Annotated in this window: 20 protein-coding genes; 7 read left to right on the forward strand and 13 right to left on the reverse strand. The window is 69.4% G+C overall.

The features are described from left to right. Nucleotides 1-56: 56 nt before the first annotated feature. Nucleotides 57-545, reverse strand: a complete 489-nt coding sequence (locus tag ACFUN8_RS27090) for a ribose-5-phosphate isomerase (RefSeq protein ID WP_383642746.1) — start codon at nt 543-545, stop codon at nt 57-59. Between the two features lie 218 nt (nt 546-763). On the opposite strand from ACFUN8_RS27090, the gene ACFUN8_RS27095 reads away from it, so the two are divergent. Further along, entirely contained in the window at nt 764-2,110 is a 1,347-nt protein-coding gene (locus ACFUN8_RS27095) for an FAD-binding oxidoreductase (RefSeq protein ID WP_383642749.1), read from the forward strand. Between the two features lie 64 nt (nt 2,111-2,174). Here the strand turns inward: ACFUN8_RS27095 and ACFUN8_RS27100 are convergent, their stop codons facing one another. Continuing rightward, a complete protein-coding gene (locus ACFUN8_RS27100; protein WP_383642752.1) occupies nt 2,175-2,768 on the reverse strand; it encodes a biotin transporter BioY in 594 nt (197 codons plus the stop codon). Between the two features lie 327 nt (nt 2,769-3,095). Here ACFUN8_RS27100 and ACFUN8_RS27105 point away from each other — a divergent pair, with 327 nt between their 5' ends. After that, a complete protein-coding gene (locus tag ACFUN8_RS27105) occupies nt 3,096-4,526 on the forward strand; it encodes an amino acid permease (RefSeq protein WP_383642755.1) in 1,431 nt (476 codons plus the stop codon). A gap of 48 nt (nt 4,527-4,574) precedes the next feature. Here ACFUN8_RS27105 and ACFUN8_RS27110 read toward each other — a convergent pair whose 3' ends face one another. Beyond that, the gene (locus ACFUN8_RS27110) at nt 4,575-4,946 is read right to left on the reverse strand and encodes a MerR family transcriptional regulator (RefSeq protein WP_383642758.1); all 372 of its coding nucleotides are present in this window, start codon (nt 4,944-4,946) and stop codon (nt 4,575-4,577) included. A gap of 149 nt (nt 4,947-5,095) precedes the next feature. Here ACFUN8_RS27110 and ACFUN8_RS27115 point away from each other — a divergent pair, with 149 nt between their 5' ends. Then, a complete protein-coding gene (locus tag ACFUN8_RS27115) occupies nt 5,096-6,001 on the forward strand; it encodes an NADP-dependent oxidoreductase (RefSeq protein WP_383642761.1) in 906 nt (301 codons plus the stop codon). An 83-nt stretch (nt 6,002-6,084) separates the two neighbouring features. On the opposite strand, the gene ACFUN8_RS27120 is transcribed toward ACFUN8_RS27115, so the two are convergent. Continuing rightward, complete coding sequence (locus ACFUN8_RS27120; RefSeq protein ID WP_383642764.1) at nt 6,085-6,657, reverse strand: TetR/AcrR family transcriptional regulator; 573 nt, start codon at nt 6,655-6,657, stop codon at nt 6,085-6,087. Nucleotides 6,658-6,745: 88 nt separating this feature from the next. On the opposite strand from ACFUN8_RS27120, the gene ACFUN8_RS27125 reads away from it, so the two are divergent. After that, on the forward strand, nt 6,746-7,630 hold the full coding sequence (locus tag ACFUN8_RS27125; protein ID WP_383642767.1) for an SDR family oxidoreductase: 885 nt from the start codon (nt 6,746-6,748) through the stop codon (nt 7,628-7,630). Nucleotides 7,631-7,665: 35 nt separating this feature from the next. Here the strand turns inward: ACFUN8_RS27125 and ACFUN8_RS27130 are convergent, their stop codons facing one another. The 8 genes from ACFUN8_RS27130 to ACFUN8_RS27165 form a co-directional block, all read right to left on the reverse strand. Further along, the gene (locus ACFUN8_RS27130) at nt 7,666-8,019 is read right to left on the reverse strand and encodes a VOC family protein (RefSeq protein WP_383642770.1); all 354 of its coding nucleotides are present in this window, start codon (nt 8,017-8,019) and stop codon (nt 7,666-7,668) included. 9 nt (nt 8,020-8,028) lie between these two features. Next, nucleotides 8,029-9,171, reverse strand: a complete 1,143-nt coding sequence (locus ACFUN8_RS27135) for a methyltransferase domain-containing protein (protein WP_383642773.1) — start codon at nt 9,169-9,171, stop codon at nt 8,029-8,031. 212 nt (nt 9,172-9,383) lie between these two features. Continuing rightward, nucleotides 9,384-10,232 carry a helix-turn-helix domain-containing protein gene (locus ACFUN8_RS27140; protein WP_383642776.1) on the reverse strand — a complete coding sequence of 283 codons (849 nt, stop codon included), beginning with the start codon at nt 10,230-10,232 and terminating at the stop codon, nt 9,384-9,386. A gap of 27 nt (nt 10,233-10,259) precedes the next feature. Continuing rightward, the gene (locus ACFUN8_RS27145) at nt 10,260-10,790 is read right to left on the reverse strand and encodes a DUF6879 family protein (RefSeq protein ID WP_383642779.1); all 531 of its coding nucleotides are present in this window, start codon (nt 10,788-10,790) and stop codon (nt 10,260-10,262) included. Further along, on the reverse strand, nt 10,762-10,995 hold the full coding sequence (locus ACFUN8_RS27150; protein WP_383642839.1) for a hypothetical protein: 234 nt from the start codon (nt 10,993-10,995) through the stop codon (nt 10,762-10,764). Before ACFUN8_RS27150 ends, ACFUN8_RS27145 begins: the two co-directional genes overlap by 29 nt. 97 nt (nt 10,996-11,092) lie before the next feature. Then, complete coding sequence (locus tag ACFUN8_RS27155; RefSeq protein ID WP_383642782.1) at nt 11,093-11,584, reverse strand: MarR family winged helix-turn-helix transcriptional regulator; 492 nt, start codon at nt 11,582-11,584, stop codon at nt 11,093-11,095. 87 nt (nt 11,585-11,671) lie between these two features. Beyond that, a complete protein-coding gene (locus ACFUN8_RS27160; protein ID WP_383642785.1) occupies nt 11,672-11,884 on the reverse strand; it encodes a DUF397 domain-containing protein in 213 nt (70 codons plus the stop codon). Continuing rightward, nucleotides 11,881-12,765, reverse strand: a complete 885-nt coding sequence (locus ACFUN8_RS27165) for a helix-turn-helix domain-containing protein (RefSeq protein WP_383642842.1) — start codon at nt 12,763-12,765, stop codon at nt 11,881-11,883. The genes ACFUN8_RS27160 and ACFUN8_RS27165 overlap by 4 nt, the downstream gene beginning before the upstream one ends. A 218-nt stretch (nt 12,766-12,983) precedes the next feature. On the opposite strand from ACFUN8_RS27165, the gene ACFUN8_RS27170 reads away from it, so the two are divergent. Genes ACFUN8_RS27170 through ACFUN8_RS27180 form a run of 3 tightly spaced genes read left to right on the forward strand, consistent with a single transcriptional unit; the run spans nt 12,984 to nt 14,216 of the window. Further along, entirely contained in the window at nt 12,984-13,319 is a 336-nt protein-coding gene (locus ACFUN8_RS27170) for a hypothetical protein (RefSeq protein WP_383642788.1), read from the forward strand. Beyond that, a complete protein-coding gene (locus tag ACFUN8_RS27175) occupies nt 13,316-13,648 on the forward strand; it encodes a hypothetical protein (RefSeq protein WP_383642791.1) in 333 nt (110 codons plus the stop codon). The genes ACFUN8_RS27170 and ACFUN8_RS27175 overlap by 4 nt, the downstream gene beginning before the upstream one ends. Further along, complete coding sequence (locus tag ACFUN8_RS27180; RefSeq protein WP_383642794.1) at nt 13,638-14,216, forward strand: ATP-binding protein; 579 nt, start codon at nt 13,638-13,640, stop codon at nt 14,214-14,216. Before ACFUN8_RS27175 ends, ACFUN8_RS27180 begins: the two co-directional genes overlap by 11 nt. A 46-nt stretch (nt 14,217-14,262) precedes the next feature. On the opposite strand, the gene ACFUN8_RS27185 is transcribed toward ACFUN8_RS27180, so the two are convergent. Further along, a complete protein-coding gene (locus ACFUN8_RS27185; RefSeq protein ID WP_383642797.1) occupies nt 14,263-14,817 on the reverse strand; it encodes a hypothetical protein in 555 nt (184 codons plus the stop codon). Nucleotides 14,818-14,821: the final 4 nt, after the last annotated feature.

The following is a 14,821-nucleotide window of genomic DNA, read 5'->3' on the forward strand; positions in this document are numbered from 1 at the left end:
CGCCGGGCCCGCGGGCCCGGCGGCACCGTTCGTTTCCATGGCTTCCGGGGTGGGACTCAGTCGTGCTTGGGGTGGTGCGCCGGGATCGGGGGCAGTTCGCCCGTCGTCTCGTACGTCGCCAGCATCTCGATGCGGCGCGCGTGGCGCTCCTCCCCCGTGTACGGGGTGGCGAGGAAGATCTCGACGAACTTGGTCGACTCGTCCTGGGTGTGCATCCGGCCGCCGACGGAGATCACGTTCGCGTTGTTGTGCTCGCGGCTGAGCGCGGCGGTGTGCTCGTTCCAGACGAGCGCGGCGCGCACGCCCTTCACCTTGTTCGCGGCCATCTGCTCGCCGTTGCCGGAGCCGCCGATCACGATGCCGAGGGACTCCGGGTCGGCCGCCGTCCGCTCCGCGGCGCGGAGGCAGAACGGCGGATAGTCGTCCTGGGCGTCGTAGATGTGCGGACCGCAGTCGACGGGCTCATGGCCATGGGCCTTGAGCCACTCGACGAGGTGGTTCTTGAGTTCGAAGCCGGCATGGTCGGAGCCGAGATACACGCGCATGGGCGAAGTGTGGCACGTCGGGCGCGGTGCGGAGCGCTCCGGGGTCGGGAGTGCAGTACCCATACATGACGGCGGATGTCAGGTATGGGCGTGAGGCTGTCCGGGTCCGGAGGCGCCGCGCGGCCCGTCCGGGCGCGTGTCCACGTGGCGGTACGTGGACGCGGGCGGATGTACGTGTGGATGTACGCGTGCAGGTATCAGTGGATGGAGAACTTCCCATGTCCGACAACTCGCTGACGGCGCTCCCGTATGTCTTCCGGCCCGGCGATCCCGGCTACGACGACGAGTCGGCCGGCTTCCAGCTCGGTTTCCCGCCGCGCCCCGACGTGATCGTCGGGGCCACCGGCGCCGACGACGTCCGGACGGCGGTCGCCCATGCCGCCGCGCGCGGTCTGCCCGTGGGTGTGCAGGCCACCGGCCACGGCGTGCCGGCGGCGGCCGAGGGCGGTCTGCTGATCACGACGAAGCGGATGGACGGCGTACGGATCGATCCCGGGGCCCGCACGGCCACGATCGAGGCGGGGGTGCGCTGGGGGCAGGTGGTCGAGGCCGCCGGGCCGCACGGCCTCGCACCGCTGAACGGTTCGTCGCCGGGTGTCGGCGCCGTCTCGTACACCCTGGGCGGTGGACTGTGCCTGCTGGCGCGGGAGTTCGGCTACGCCGCCGATCATGTGCGGGCCCTGGACGTGGTCACCGCCGATGCCCGGCTACGGCGGGTGACCCCGGACAGCGACCCCGAGCTGTTCTGGGCGCTGCTCGGCGGCGGGCACAACTTCGGTGTGGTGACGGCACTTGAGACGGGGCTGGTGCCGGTGGCGCGGCTGTACGGCGGGGCGCTGCTCTTCGACGGCGAACTGCGCGACGACGTCGTGGGCACGTATCTGGAGTGGCTCCGGACCGTGCCCGACACCATGACCTCGACACTCGCCGTCATGGTGTACCCGGACATGGAGGAGCTGCCGCCGTTCCTGCGGGGCCGGTACACCCTGTCCATCCGCGTCGCGTTCACCGGTGACGAGGCGGAGGGCGAGCGGCTGGTGGCGCCGCTGCGGGCGATCGGGCCGACGATCACGGACTCGCTGCGGGAGATGCCGTACACCGACTCGGCCACGATCCACAGCGATCCGGAGCAGCCGCACGCGTACTGGGGGGACGGGGCGATGCTGTCGGGGCTCGACGCGGGGACGCTGACGGAGCTGCTGGAGCTGACGGGGCCCGCCGCGCCGATGATGTGCGTCGTCCAACTCAACCCGCTGGGTGGGGCATTGGCGAGGCAGCCGGCGGTGCCCAACTGCGTCCCGTACCGCGACGCGGCCTTTGTGATCAGGGGGTTGTCGCCGCTGACCGGTCCGGATCTGGGGGCGGTACGGGAGTTGTACGGGAGGTTCTTCGGCAGGCTGGCACCGGTGACCCTGGGCCGTTCGCTCAACTCCGTGTTCGCCGACGGCGCCAGGACGGAGGGGCTGTACGACACGGAGACGGCTCGCCGGCTCGCCGGGCTCAAGGCCCACTACGACCCGGCGAACCTGTTCCGTCGCAACTACAACATCCGTCCGGCCAACTAGGCGGTGTCCGGGCGATCTTGTCGGACAGCCCGGGGAGAGCGCCCGGCCAGGGCCGGGTGTTCGGTCAGTCCTGGCGGCCGATGAGCTTCCAGGAGGCGGGCAGCAGGCCCATCGCCAGCGCGGCCTTGAGGGCGTCACCGAGCAGGAACGGGGTGAGTCCGGCGGCCAGGGCCGCGCTCAGCGACAGGTCGGCGGCGACCGCGAGATACGGCACGCCGACCGCGTAGATGATGACGGAGCCGAGCACCATCGTCCCCGCGGTGCGCGGGACGGACCGGTCGCCGCCGCGCCGGGCGAGCGAGCCCACGACCGTGGCGGCGAGGAGCATCCCGAGCACATAGCCGAAGGAGGCGCCGCCGGGGCCCGACGATCCCTCGGAGAACCACGGCATGCCGGCCATGCCGACGAGGGTGTAGACGGCGAGCGCGAGGAAGCCGCGGCGGGCGCCGAGCGCGGTGCCGACGAGCAGCGCGGCGAAGGTCTGGCCGGTGACCGGAACCGGGGAGCCGGGGACCGGGACGGCGATCTGTGCCGCGATACCGGTGAGCGCCGCGCCGCCGAGTACGAGCGCGGTGTCGACCGCGTACCGGTTCCGGGCGACGGGGAGCAGATCGGCGAGAACCGCTCCGGTACGAGTGGTGGCGGCAGCAGTGCTCATCGGGACTCCGCGAGGTGAGGACAGGTGTGTGGGCAGGGGAACAGGCTGACGGTAGCCCACCGCCGTACGCCGGGACATGGGTGACCGAGCACAACACGGCGGCGTGGGTGATGGTGGACTTCCGACAACTGGGGCTCTCCATGCGGTCGATGGGCGTGACGCTTGTCACGGAATTCGCTCAGGTGAGGGTCGTGAAGCCTCGACGGAGATCATTTTGCGTGGCGGGGCGACCGTCGAGCAGACTGTGACTTCCCACCAAAGGGGCGACCGGGTCCGGCTCTCCCCTCGTCCCCCTCGTCCCCCGTCCGTCAGTGAACAGGCACCCCCATGGCACCCCCCACGCCTCTCCCCCCTTCCACCACCTCCGCCGCCTCCACCGCGCCCCGCCCCGACTCGGCGCTCACGCACGGACTCAAGCAGCGCCATCTGTCGATGATCGCGCTCGGCGGTGTGATCGGCGCCGGGCTGTTCGTCGGCTCGGGCGCGGGCATCGCCGCCGCCGGTCCGTCGATCGTCGTCGCGTACGGCGTCTCCGGACTGCTCGTCATGCTGGTGATGCGCATGCTCGGCGAGATGTCGGCGGCGAACCCGGCGTCCGGTTCCTTCTCCGTCCACGCGGAGCGGGCGATCGGCCCGTGGGCCGGCTTCACCGCCGGGTGGGCCTTCTGGGTGCTGCTCTGTGTGGCGGTGGGACTTGAGGGGATCGGCGCGGCGCAGATCGTCTCCGGCTGGCTGCCCGGCACGCCGGAGTGGGCCTGGGTGGCGGGCTTCATGCTGGTCTTCCTCGGCACGAATCTCGCGGCTGTGCGGAACTTCGGCGAGTTCGAGTTCTGGTTCGCCTCCCTCAAGGTCGCCGCGATCGCGCTGTTCCTGGTGCTCGGCGTGCTCGCGATCCTCGGCGTCCTGCCCGACACCGACGCGCCCGGCACCACCAATCTGACCGGCGGCGGCGGTTTCCTGCCGAACGGCTCGGAGGGGCTGGTGATCGGCCTGTTGGCCTCCGTCTTCGCGTACGGGGGTCTGGAGACGGTCACCATCGCGGCCGCCGAGTCGGAGAACCCGGTCCAAGGCGTCGCGAGGGCGGTGCGTACGGCGATGTGGCGCATCGCGCTCTTCTACGTCGGCTCGATGGCGGTCATCGTCACGCTGGTGCCGTGGGACGACCCGAAGATGGTCGAGAAGGGCTCCGGCCCGTACGTCGCGATGCTCGACCGCCTCGCCATCCCCGGCGCGGGCCAGATCATGAACGTCGTCGTACTGGTGGCGCTGCTGTCGGCGATGAACGCGAACATCTACGGCGCTTCGCGCATGGCCCGCTCACTGGTCGTGCGCGGTCAGGGCCCCAGGGTGCTCGGCAGGGTGACGTCGGGCGTCCCGCGCAACGCGGTGCTCGCGTCGTCCGTCTTCGGTTTCCTCTGCGTACTGCTGAGTTACTGGCGCCCGGACGACATCTTCGCCTGGCTGTTGAACATGACAGGCGCGGTGATCCTCGTCGTCTGGGCGTTCATCGCGGTCTCCCAACTGGTGCTGCGCCGCCGCACGGAGCGCGACGACCCCTCGAAACTGGTCGTAAGGATGTGGCTGTTCCCGGCACTGACGTGGCTGGCGCTCGCGGGGATGGCGGCGATATTCGTCCTGATGCTCCGTCAACCCGGCACGCGCGACCAGCTGTTGGCGACGGGGCTGCTGACGCTGGGGCTGGCGACGATCGGTGTCGTACGGCAGAGGCGGGCGGCGGCGTCATCGTCGGGCGGGTGACGGCGTCGGGAAGGTGACGGCCGGGGGCGTCGCCCCCGGCCGGGGTCCTCAGCGCACGTGGGAGCAGTCGGAATCAGGGTCCCGCGCGACGGCGATCACGTCGTCGAGCCGGTCGCGCACAGCGAGCAGGTCGGTGATCCGCCGGTCGATGCGGACCCGCTCGGTCACCAGTTGGTCCAGGAGTTGCGGGGGCGCTTCGTCCGAACCCGAGTCCACGCACGGCAGCACGTCGCGGACCACTCTGCTCGACAGGCCCGCGGCGTACAGCTGTTGGATCAGCCGGACCCGGCCGACGGCGGTGTCGGGGTAGTGCCGCTGGCCGCCGGGACTGCGGAGCGCCGGAAGCAGTTCCTGCTGCTCGTAGTAGCGCAGCGCCCGGACGCTCACTCCCGCCTTGTCGGCGACCTCACCGATGCGCACCGGTCCTCCTCCGCCCGGGCGGCGCGCCGCCCGATTTGCACCTGACACTGACGTCAGCTTTTAGCCTAATGGGCGTCGGCACCGGCCGGACATTCACCCCACCGATCTCACCAACGGCCGGTTCAGGCCGCGTGGAAAGGCAGAGCGTCATGCGCGCAGTCCGCTATCACGAGTACGGCAGTGTGGAGACCCTCGTGGTCGAGCAGGCGCCGGACCCGCACCCCGGGCCCGGCGAGATCCGTGTCCGCGTCGCGGCGGCCAGTGTCAATCCCATCGACTGGAAGATGCGTTCCGGTGCGCTACGCGAGGTGCTTCCCGTGGACCTGCCCGCGATTCCCGGGCGTGATGTCGTCGGCGTGGTCGACGAGACCGGTGAGGGCGTACAGGGGGTGAGCGTCGGCGACAGTGTCTTCGGGCTGGGCGGCGTCACCGGCGCGACAGCGGAACTGGCCGTCCTCTCGGCCTGGGCCCCCGCACCCGCCAACTGGACCGACGAGGAGGCCGCCGGCGCCGGTCTGGCGTCCGTGACCGCGATGGGCGGGCTGAAGGCGCTCGGGCCCCTGCCGGGGCGCACCCTGCTCGTCGAGGGCGCCTCCGGAGGCGTGGGCAGCGCCGCGGTCGAGATCGCGGTGGCTCGGGGCGCCACCGTGATCGGAACGGCCAGCGAGCGCAACCACGCGTTCCTCACCTCTCTCGGTGCCGTACCCACCACGTACGGCAGCGGCCTCGCGGAGCGCCTCGCCACCCTGGCTCCGGGCGGTGTCGACATCGCGCTCGACACCGCGGCCTCCGGGTCCCTGGACGATCTCGTCGCGATCGTGGGCGATCCCGCTCGTGTGTCGACGATCGCCGACCACGCCAACGCGCACCGTCTGGGTGTGCACCTGGCCAACGCGGAGAACGACTCCACGCTCCTCGCCGAAGCGGCCGAACTCGGCCGGCAGGGCCGCTACACACCGCGCGTCGAGCGGACCTACCCGCTCGACCAGACCGCGGAGGCGCACGCGTACGCAGAACGCGGACGCACCCGGGGCAAGATCGTGGTCACCATCTGAGCCTGTCCCACTGTTCGGGGCTTCCCGCGGCTTCGGCCGCGGGGAGCCAGGGCGCGTAAGAGGATTCGGCCGCCGGACAGAGCTCAGTCGAGCGCGGCGAGCGCGGCCCGGAGTCCGTCGAGTTCCTCGCGCGCGAGGTCGGGGAGCGTCCGCTCCTCGGCGGGCTCGCACCATCGCGCGTACGCGGAGTGGAAGGCGCGGACCCCGAGCTCGGCGGCGACGCCCGCCACCGGCTCCGGCACCTCGCGCTTGCGCAGGGCCTCGCCCATCGCCGCCGCGAGGCTCGCCCGCTTGAACACCGAGCGCTCCCGCAGTTCGGCGTTGTCCGCGATGACCCGCTGCAGCCGCGGGCCGAACTCGCGCTGTTCGGGAGTGAACGAGGCCGTCAGCGCGTCGAGGCCGGCGGCGACGGCCCGTAGCGGCGTGGCCCCCTCGGGCGCCTCGGCGATCCCCTCCGCGAGCAGCCGGCCGTGGACCTCCTGGCCGGCGAAGAGCACCTCGCGCTTGTCGCGGAACTGCCGGAAGAAGGTGGTCTTGGTCAGCCCCGCCCGCTCGGCGATCTGGGCGACCGCGGTGCTGTCGTAGCCCTGTTCGGCGAACAGGTCGATCGCGGCGCGCACCAGACGCTCACGCGTGTTCGGTTCCCATCGAGCCATGCCGCACAGCCTATGTGATGTGACTCGGTACCGTCACTCTGCTACGGTGATGTTACTGAGTCACATCACTCTCCGCAGGGAGCTGACCATGCGCGTTTTCGTCACCGGTGCCAGCGGCTACATCGCCTCGGCCGTCATCCCCGAACTCCAGCAGGCCGGCCACGACGTCGTCGGCCTGGCCCGCTCCGAGAAGTCGGCCACCGTGGTGGAGGCCCTGGGCGCCGAGGTACGCCGCGGCGACCTGAGCGACCTGGACAATCTGCGCGCGGCGGCGGCCGACGCGGACGCGGTCGTCCATCTCGCGTTCAACCACGAGTCCATCGCCGTGGGAAAGTTCGCCGAGGCGGCGGCGACCGACCTCACCGTCGTACGGGCCTTCGGCGAGGTGCTGGCCGGCACCGGCAAGACGCTCGTCGGCGTCGGCGCGAACCCCACCGGCGACCCGGACCACGACTCGGCGATCAACGCCAACCCGCGCTCCGTCGTCTCCCGCGAGATCGCCGGCCTCACCGAACGCGGCGTGCGGACCATCCTCGTCGCCGTCCCGTCGGTCACCCACAGCTCACGGGACACGACCGGATTCGTCCCGCAGCTGATCCGGATCGCCCGCGCCACGGGCGTATCGGGCTACCTCGGCGACGGCACCAACCGCTGGCCGGCCGCCCACGTCCTGGACATCGGCCGGCTCTACCGGCTGGCACTGGACAAGGCCCCGGCCGGAGCGGAGCTGTACGGCGCCGCCGAGGAGGGCGTCCCGGTCCGCCGGATCGCCGAGTCGATCGGCCGTCACCTGGGCATCGAGACGAAGAGCGTTCCGGCCGACTCGGCCGCCGAGCACTTCGCGGCCTTCCCGTTCATGGCCCTCGACCTCACGATGTCCAGCGCCGGGACGCGCGAGCTGCTGAACTGGGAGCCGAGCCACCCGGGCCTGCTCGCCGACCTCGACGAGGGCCACTACTTCACCACCGGCTGACGCCGACGCGACCGGCACCCGCCCGTGTCGGATTCCTACTGACTCCGCCGGCCGAGGACACAGAACTCGTTGCCCTCGGGATCCGCCAGCACGACCCACGACTGATCGCCCTGGCCGATGTCGACCCGCTTGGCGCCATGGGCCACCAGACGAGCGACCTCGGCGTCCTGGTCGTCGGGCCGGAAGTCGAGATGCAGGCGGCTCTTGGTCTTCTTGATCTCGTCGATCTTGACGAAGTCCAGCCCCGGCAGGCGATCCGGCGCCGGGCGGATCTCGAACTCGTCGTCCGAGGTGTGGACCACCACCCAACCGAGAGCCGTGGCCCACCACTGCCCCAAGGCGGCCGGGTCCAGCGAGTGCACGATTACCTGTTCCCATTCCAAGGTCATCCGCCGATCCTAGACCCGCCGGTTCTCCGCAGCGATCAGGGCCTTTCCGTCGCCGACGACGTTGTCCGGGCCATCGAGCCACACCCGTTGCCCGTCCCGCGCATCGACCGACAGGCCGAACCGGGAGCGCTCCGGCTTTTCCAACTCATGCCAACCAAGGAACGCCGCCCGCGTCTCGCCCCAGAGCGCGCGGGGGCCGTACTGCTCCACCTCGTACGTCTCAGCGTCGGGGGCGTAGTCGACGGTCGCCCATGACTTCCGGTCGTCGGAGAAGACCCACAGGGTGGCCTCGCCGCTGCCGTCGTCCGAGTCACACCAGCGGTACCACGCGTCGGTGACGCTCAGCCCGATGAAGAACGCGGGATCGTCCTGGATCACGTTCTGCGGCGCGATGTCGGTACTGCTCCTCTCCCCCTCCTCCTGGTGATACAGATCCCTGACGCGCCCGGCCCCCGCCCGCTGCGTGCGGTCCCACATGAAGGCCGGGTAACCCGAGAACGCCCCTTGGGCCTTCCCCTCCACCACATCCAGCGTCGCGTAAGAGCCGTTGAAGAAGCTGCTGCCCCACGGAGTGACGATCCGCCCGTTCGGACACTGCTCCAACCACGCCAACGGGACCTCGCGCACGGTGCAGGTGCAGATGACGCGGTCGTACGGTGCACCTCGCTGATGCCCGTCGCGGCCGTTGCCGAGAACTGTGGTCGGGTGGAACCCCGCCCGCTTCAGGTTCTCCCTGGCTGTGGACAGGACCGCCGCGTCCAACTCGACGCTGGTCACGTTGGCTTCGCCCAGTCTGTGGGACAGCCAGGCGGCGTTGTAGCCGGTACCGGTGCCGATCTCCAGAACTCGCTGCTCGTCCCGCACATCGAGCAGGCTCAACATTTCAAGCATGATCGACGGCATGGAAGAGGACGACGTGGACAATCGGAACGCGCCTTCCGGCGTCCCCTCCCCGTCATTCACCTGAGTGACGACGGGGGCGTCCGAGTAGACCGCTCGCAGCCAACTCTCGGGGTCAGTGGCGAAGTCGCCCCCTTCGATGACGCCGGGGATGAAGAGCCCCCGGTCCACGAAGGCCACGGTGTCCCGCCACTCAAGCGGCAACACCCCTTTGCTTCTCAGCGTTTCCGCGAGCCGCTGTCGCGTCGTCATCCGGCCTCACTTCTTCGGCGGCTCGTACGGCTTGGTCTGTCCAGGCGGCTTGTCGCGGTGGCCGTCGCTGTCGGACGTGTCGGGCTTGCCGGAGTGGTCTCCGCCCTTCTTACCCATGATCTCCCTCGCCTCCTGCTGACTCCGTTACGCCAAGAACGCTACGGAGCAGGGGAGTTGCCGGTCCACGTTCTTGCATGGGCTTGCACATGGATTCATCGGAGGGAGTTGATCGCCTCCGTGATGAGAGCGCGGGCATCCGACCCGTAGACAGCCATTTCCGCCAGTTGGGAGAACGCCTTGGCGTAAGTCGTGATCTCGCTCGGAGCCGACACGTTCACGGCAGCGGTGAGAAGTTCGACGCTCGCCCGGTGGTCGTCGAACAAGTAGAACGCCTCCAGGGGCCAGACACGCCGCTCGGCGGAGAACGGGATGATGCCGAGGCTCACATTCGGAAGCGCCATCACCGCGAGCAGGTAGCCCATCTGGCCGGCCATCATGTCGGCGTCGCCGATGCGGTAACGAAGCACGGTCTCTTCCATGAGCAACGCGAAGCGGTGGCCGCCCTCATGGAGGACATGCGACCGTTCGATGCGCGAGGCCGCGGCATCGGATGAGTCGTCCGGGGTGTCTTGGAAGGTCGCGATCGTGGAGAGCAGAGCAGTCGCGTACGCCTCGGTCTGAAGCATGCCGGGCACGACGTTCGAGCAGTACACCCGGAAGTGCCGCGTCGCTTCGTACAGGGGGACAACTTCCTCCTGTGCCCGGCGCATCCCGTGCCGGTGCAGCTTCTTCCAGTGCACGTACATCTGGTCGGCCTGGCGGTTCGCGGCCACGAGATCCGCGGTTTGATCCTCCGCGCCGCACGCTTCGCACCATGCGCGGATGTCGGCGTCCGAGGCGGGCGTCTTCGCCCGCTCGATACGTGACGACTTCGCGGGGCTCCAGCCGCAACGAAGGGCCAGGTCGTGCCCGGTCAGCTCCGCGTCTCTTCGTAGCTCCCCGAGACGGGCGGCGAGGACTTCGCGGGCGGCCTGAGCACTGGACGAGGGTGACGCGGACATGAGTTGGCTCTTCCGTGTTTCGCTCGGTCAGACCGAGTACTTCTCGTGCGGGACGCCTCGCTCCCACACGGCCTCGAACGCGCCGGACGCCAACCGCGCCACTGCCGGCTCGGTGCGGACCTCCCAACCCGGTTCGGACCAGTTGCCGTCACCCGAGAAGTGGTTGAAGAGCACGGTCTCACCGTCGAACACCCAGCAGTCGTTTCCGGGCAGAGCGATGTCGGACGCCTGCCGCCGGGGCAGCCAGTGGACTCGCTCCCCGGCCTGGACGTTGACCACGGTGCCGGCGTGCTCGTACCGGATGTAGTCGGTGACCGGTTCGGAGACGACACGGGCGCGACGGACCACAACGCCTCGGGCTACGGTGCTCCGGATCAGCTCGACCCAAGGCGTCCAGTACTCGGAAGCAGGGTCCACGTCACGTTGCCCCGTACGCTTCCAGCTCTGGAAGTCCTCGGCTTCATCGCCTACGCCGTACGAGTCGCGCATCTCCAAGTGCACGGCCGAGTGCCGTGCGGCCGCCAGCAGTTCATTGAAGCCCGGCTCGTTCTGCGACATCACACGCCTCCCTGAGCATCGGCACCATGCGGGCCGGAATCCGAATCACGGCCTCGTGCGCGGGAACACCCGGCGCATGCCCTGGGGCCTCGAACGCAGCGCACTCCGCCTCCAGCCTCTCGTCCGGCTTCCAGCCCTGAAGCACCCTCCGGGTGTCGAGTGGCTTACGCCAACTTGCACGAGCTTCCCGGTGACAGGTCTTCAGCGTCAAGAGCACGGGAGCACCAGCGCGAGCTGAACGCGGCTGAAGAACTCGCCCAACCGGCCCGACGAAGACCACTCGTGCCTTCCCCTCGGCCCCATCAGGAGTCTCCGGCGTCCGCCACGTTGGACACCATCCTGCGCAGGACCTTCAGCGCGGCCACGTACTCCTCGTCGCTGATGCCCTCGTGGACCACGGTGCGCACCTCGGTCACCAGTTCGCGCAGTCGTACCCGGGCGGCCTCCCCGGCTTCGGTGAGGTGCAGGCGGTGGTCGGTGTCGGGGTGCAGCCAGCCGCGGTGGGTCAGTTGGTCGACGACCCGGCCGATCTCGTGCGGGCCGTCCGCGAGAGGTGTCAGCTGGCTGACGACCTCCTCGCGGCTCGGCGCCAAGGGCCCACCGTTCAGGCGGTTCAGCACCCAGTACTGCGGCTGCGTGACGTCGATCCTGGCCATGGCATCACGCAGCTGCCGGGTGACGGCCTCATGGGCGAGGCCGCTCCAGTACCCGATGGGCTGGGTGGCCAACATGTCGTCGGTGGCGGCCGGATCGGCCGGCGCCTGATCGGTGGCGGTATCGGTCGGCGGTTTCATGATCCGACGGTAGCGCTCGCCTCGACGCTTGCTGTACGCGAGAGGGCCCGTCCTCGGACGAGATCGGGCCCTCTTGATGCGGCGGCGCTACGGTCGCTTGAACTCGCCGTCCTGCACGCCGCCTTCGAACGCCGCCCACTCGCCGGACGTGAAGACCAGCGCGGGGCCGTTGCCCCTGTCCTTGCTGTCGCGCATGGCCACGCGGCCGTCGCCGAGAAACGCGACCTCGACGCAGTTGGCTTGGCCGTTGCTGCGGCTGCTCTTGCGCCAGACCGCACCTGCCAGGTCGGCACTGTTCACTTGCTTAGCTCCCTCGCTGCTTGCTTGAGGAGGCTCGTACTCCCTGCTTCGTCAAGTGCCGAGCCCCAGATGGACTCGAACGCTCCGTCGTAGCGCTCGATCTCGTTGGGTTTGTCGAGGTAGAGCGCTCCGGTGAAGCCCTCTACGTAAACGGTGGGCGGTTCGGTGTCCCGACCGTCACCAGTGACCGGGAAGCGCATCGTGATGAACGGCCCGGACATGATCCCGGCGTGCAAGCCGGCCGAGTACGGCACGACACGAACGGACACATTGGCCAGGCCGTTCAAGTCAACCAGCCGATCAAGCTGATCCGCCATAACTTTTTCGCCACCGATGGGACGGCGAAGGATGGCCTCGTTGAGCGCGACGTCCACCGTGGGCGCTGCAGTCACTCGGGTCAGCAGCGTTTGGCGAGCGATACGTACATGAACGCGTCGCTCAATCTCCTCCTCGCTGACGCCGGGATTGTCCGCCTGGACAAGCGTGCGTGCGTAGTCCTCGGTTTGCAGTAGGCCAGGCACAAGTTCTGATTCGTACCAGGCGAGTCGTGAGGTCGCTTCTTCCAGCCCGATGTAGAGGTCGAAGCCCTCCGGGATCACATCACCGTACGAGTGCCACCAACCGCGCCCCTTCGTCTCCTTGGCGAGGCCCATCAAGCCTTCGGTCAGCTCCGGCGGCGCGCCGTACACCTTGCACATCGCTTCGACGTCGAGGCTGCGAAGTGACGTCTGGCCTGTCTCGATGCGCCAGATCTTCGGCTCCGACCACTCCAGTTCCTTGGCTGCCGCCCTCACCGTGAACCGCGCCTGGTTGCGCAACTCGCGCAGGTGTCGACCGAGTTGCCGACGCGGCACCGTCGAGCCCGTGGTTTGTACGGTCACGCGCACACCACCTTCCTTCAATACGGAACACCCTTACATCCGAAACGTAAGCCCCGTAGTCCTCGATCCGCAATGTCAGACATTCATTCGATGAATACTGTTCGAATCTCAAGAAATGTAGTCTTGCATAACCGGCCTTTACAGTGCTTCACTCGCTAACCCAAGGGATCGCCGCGACCACCCTCCGTGATCGCAGGCATAGCGAGGGAGTGCGCGCTGTGAATCCGCTGATCTACGGATACGTACGGGCGTTGCCCGGACTGAGCAACCAGGACATCGACCGGTTACGCGCGGACATCGCCGCGTTCGCCCACCGCCGGGGCTTCGCGCCGCCGCACGTCTTCACCGAGCACACCTGGACCCGCGTCTCCGCCTGGGAAGCACTCGTCACCGCCTGCCGATGGACCCGCACCCGCAACGTGGTCGTGCCGTCCTGGCAGCACCTCAACACCCAGCACTCCCTCAGCGCCGCCGCTCAGCAGACCTTGCAGGACGCCATCCGCGGGCAGGTGTGGTTCGCCTCCGCCGTCATCCGAACCGGAGAAGCATCGTGAACGAGACGACCGACCAACCCGCGCCGGCCTACGGATACCTGCGCGCGTTCTCCGCCGCGGGCCACCGCGAGGCACCCGCGCTGGAGCAGGACATGAAGCGCTTCGCGCACGAACACGGCCTGCGACTCATCGCCGTCCAGCGCGAGTTCGCGTACGGCAAGCTCGACGCGTTCACCGCCCTGGTCGACACCCTGCGGCGCACCGGTGTGCGGGACGTGCTCGTGCCGTCGCTCGACCACCTCGGACAGAGCGGCGCCCTGCAACGCGTACTGCTATCGCGGCTGGAATCCAGTCTGCACGCGACCGTGCACACCCTCGATGCCTCGTAGCGCCGTGCCGCTCCTCCGCGCCTGGGACCGACTGCCCCTCGTCGCCCTGCCCACCGCCGTGAGCTGCGCCCGCGCGTTCGCCGCGTGCACCCTGCGCTGGTGGGGAGCCGCCCACGTCATGGACGACGCGCTGCTCGTCGTCTCCGAACTGGTCACCAACGCCGTCAAAGCCACCGGGCCACCAACTCCCCTGCCCACGTGGACAGATGTCACCGCGCTGCACATCCTCGGCGTACAGCTCCGCGTCGACGGGCCGAGTCTGTACGTCGAGGTGTGGGACAGCGGCCGCGAAGTCCTCGCCGCCAGGACACCCACCCTCGATGACGAGGGCGGGCGCGGACTGCTGCTCGTCCAGACACTCGCCACACGATGGGGCACCTACCGGCCGCCTGCCGGTGGCAAGGTCGTGTGGGCCGAGTTGGCCCTGTCCGCCGAGCCCGCACTCGCCAGGCGCGTACTGCCACTTCGCGTCCCGCCACACATCCGCGTGCCCGCCGGCAAGGCCAGGGAGCGGGTCGAGACCGCCCTCATGCAGCGCGTGCTGGACGGGCTGCGCGCACTGGACTGACGGGAGCGGCCACCGCCCATTCCGTGATCGGTACGACAACGGCCGCTCAGGCGGTCGGCAGGCCCAGAGCGCGCAGGGTGCCGGGCGGCACTTCGAGGCTTTCGAGTTCGTGGGCGAGGCGCAGCGCCTGGTCCGCCACGGCGAGTTCGCGAGGTGTCTCGGGGATCGTGTCGCCGAGGCCGCGCAGGTGCTCCGCGATCTCGCGCCAGGAGTAGAAGACCGTCGCCCCCGGCGGACCGGGCAGCGGCTCCGGGAATCCTGGCAGTGCCGCGAGTGACTCCTCGCTACGGTCGCAGCGCTGCGCCGCCTCCCCCAGGGTCACCGTGTCGTCGTGGCGGACGCCGACGGCGCGCAGGCCCGGGATGAGCCGGATGTCATGGGCCACTTGGGCGACCGCGTCGAGGAGCGAGGGCGCCTCGATGTCGCAGGACAGCTCGCTCAGTTCGGCGGGGTCCGGGTGGTGCGCGTACTGGTCGGGATCTTCAGGGCCGAGGCTGTACGACACAGATCCGTCGGCGAAGGCATCGCTGTGGTCGAAAGCATCGGCCTGCTCGGGCGTGAGCGGTTGGTTGAGGCGGAGAACGAAACTCCATTCGGACACGGAA

This window comes from Streptomyces sp. NPDC057307 (assembly GCF_042667665.1).
Classification (GTDB): Bacteria; Actinomycetota; Actinomycetes; order Streptomycetales; family Streptomycetaceae; genus Streptomyces.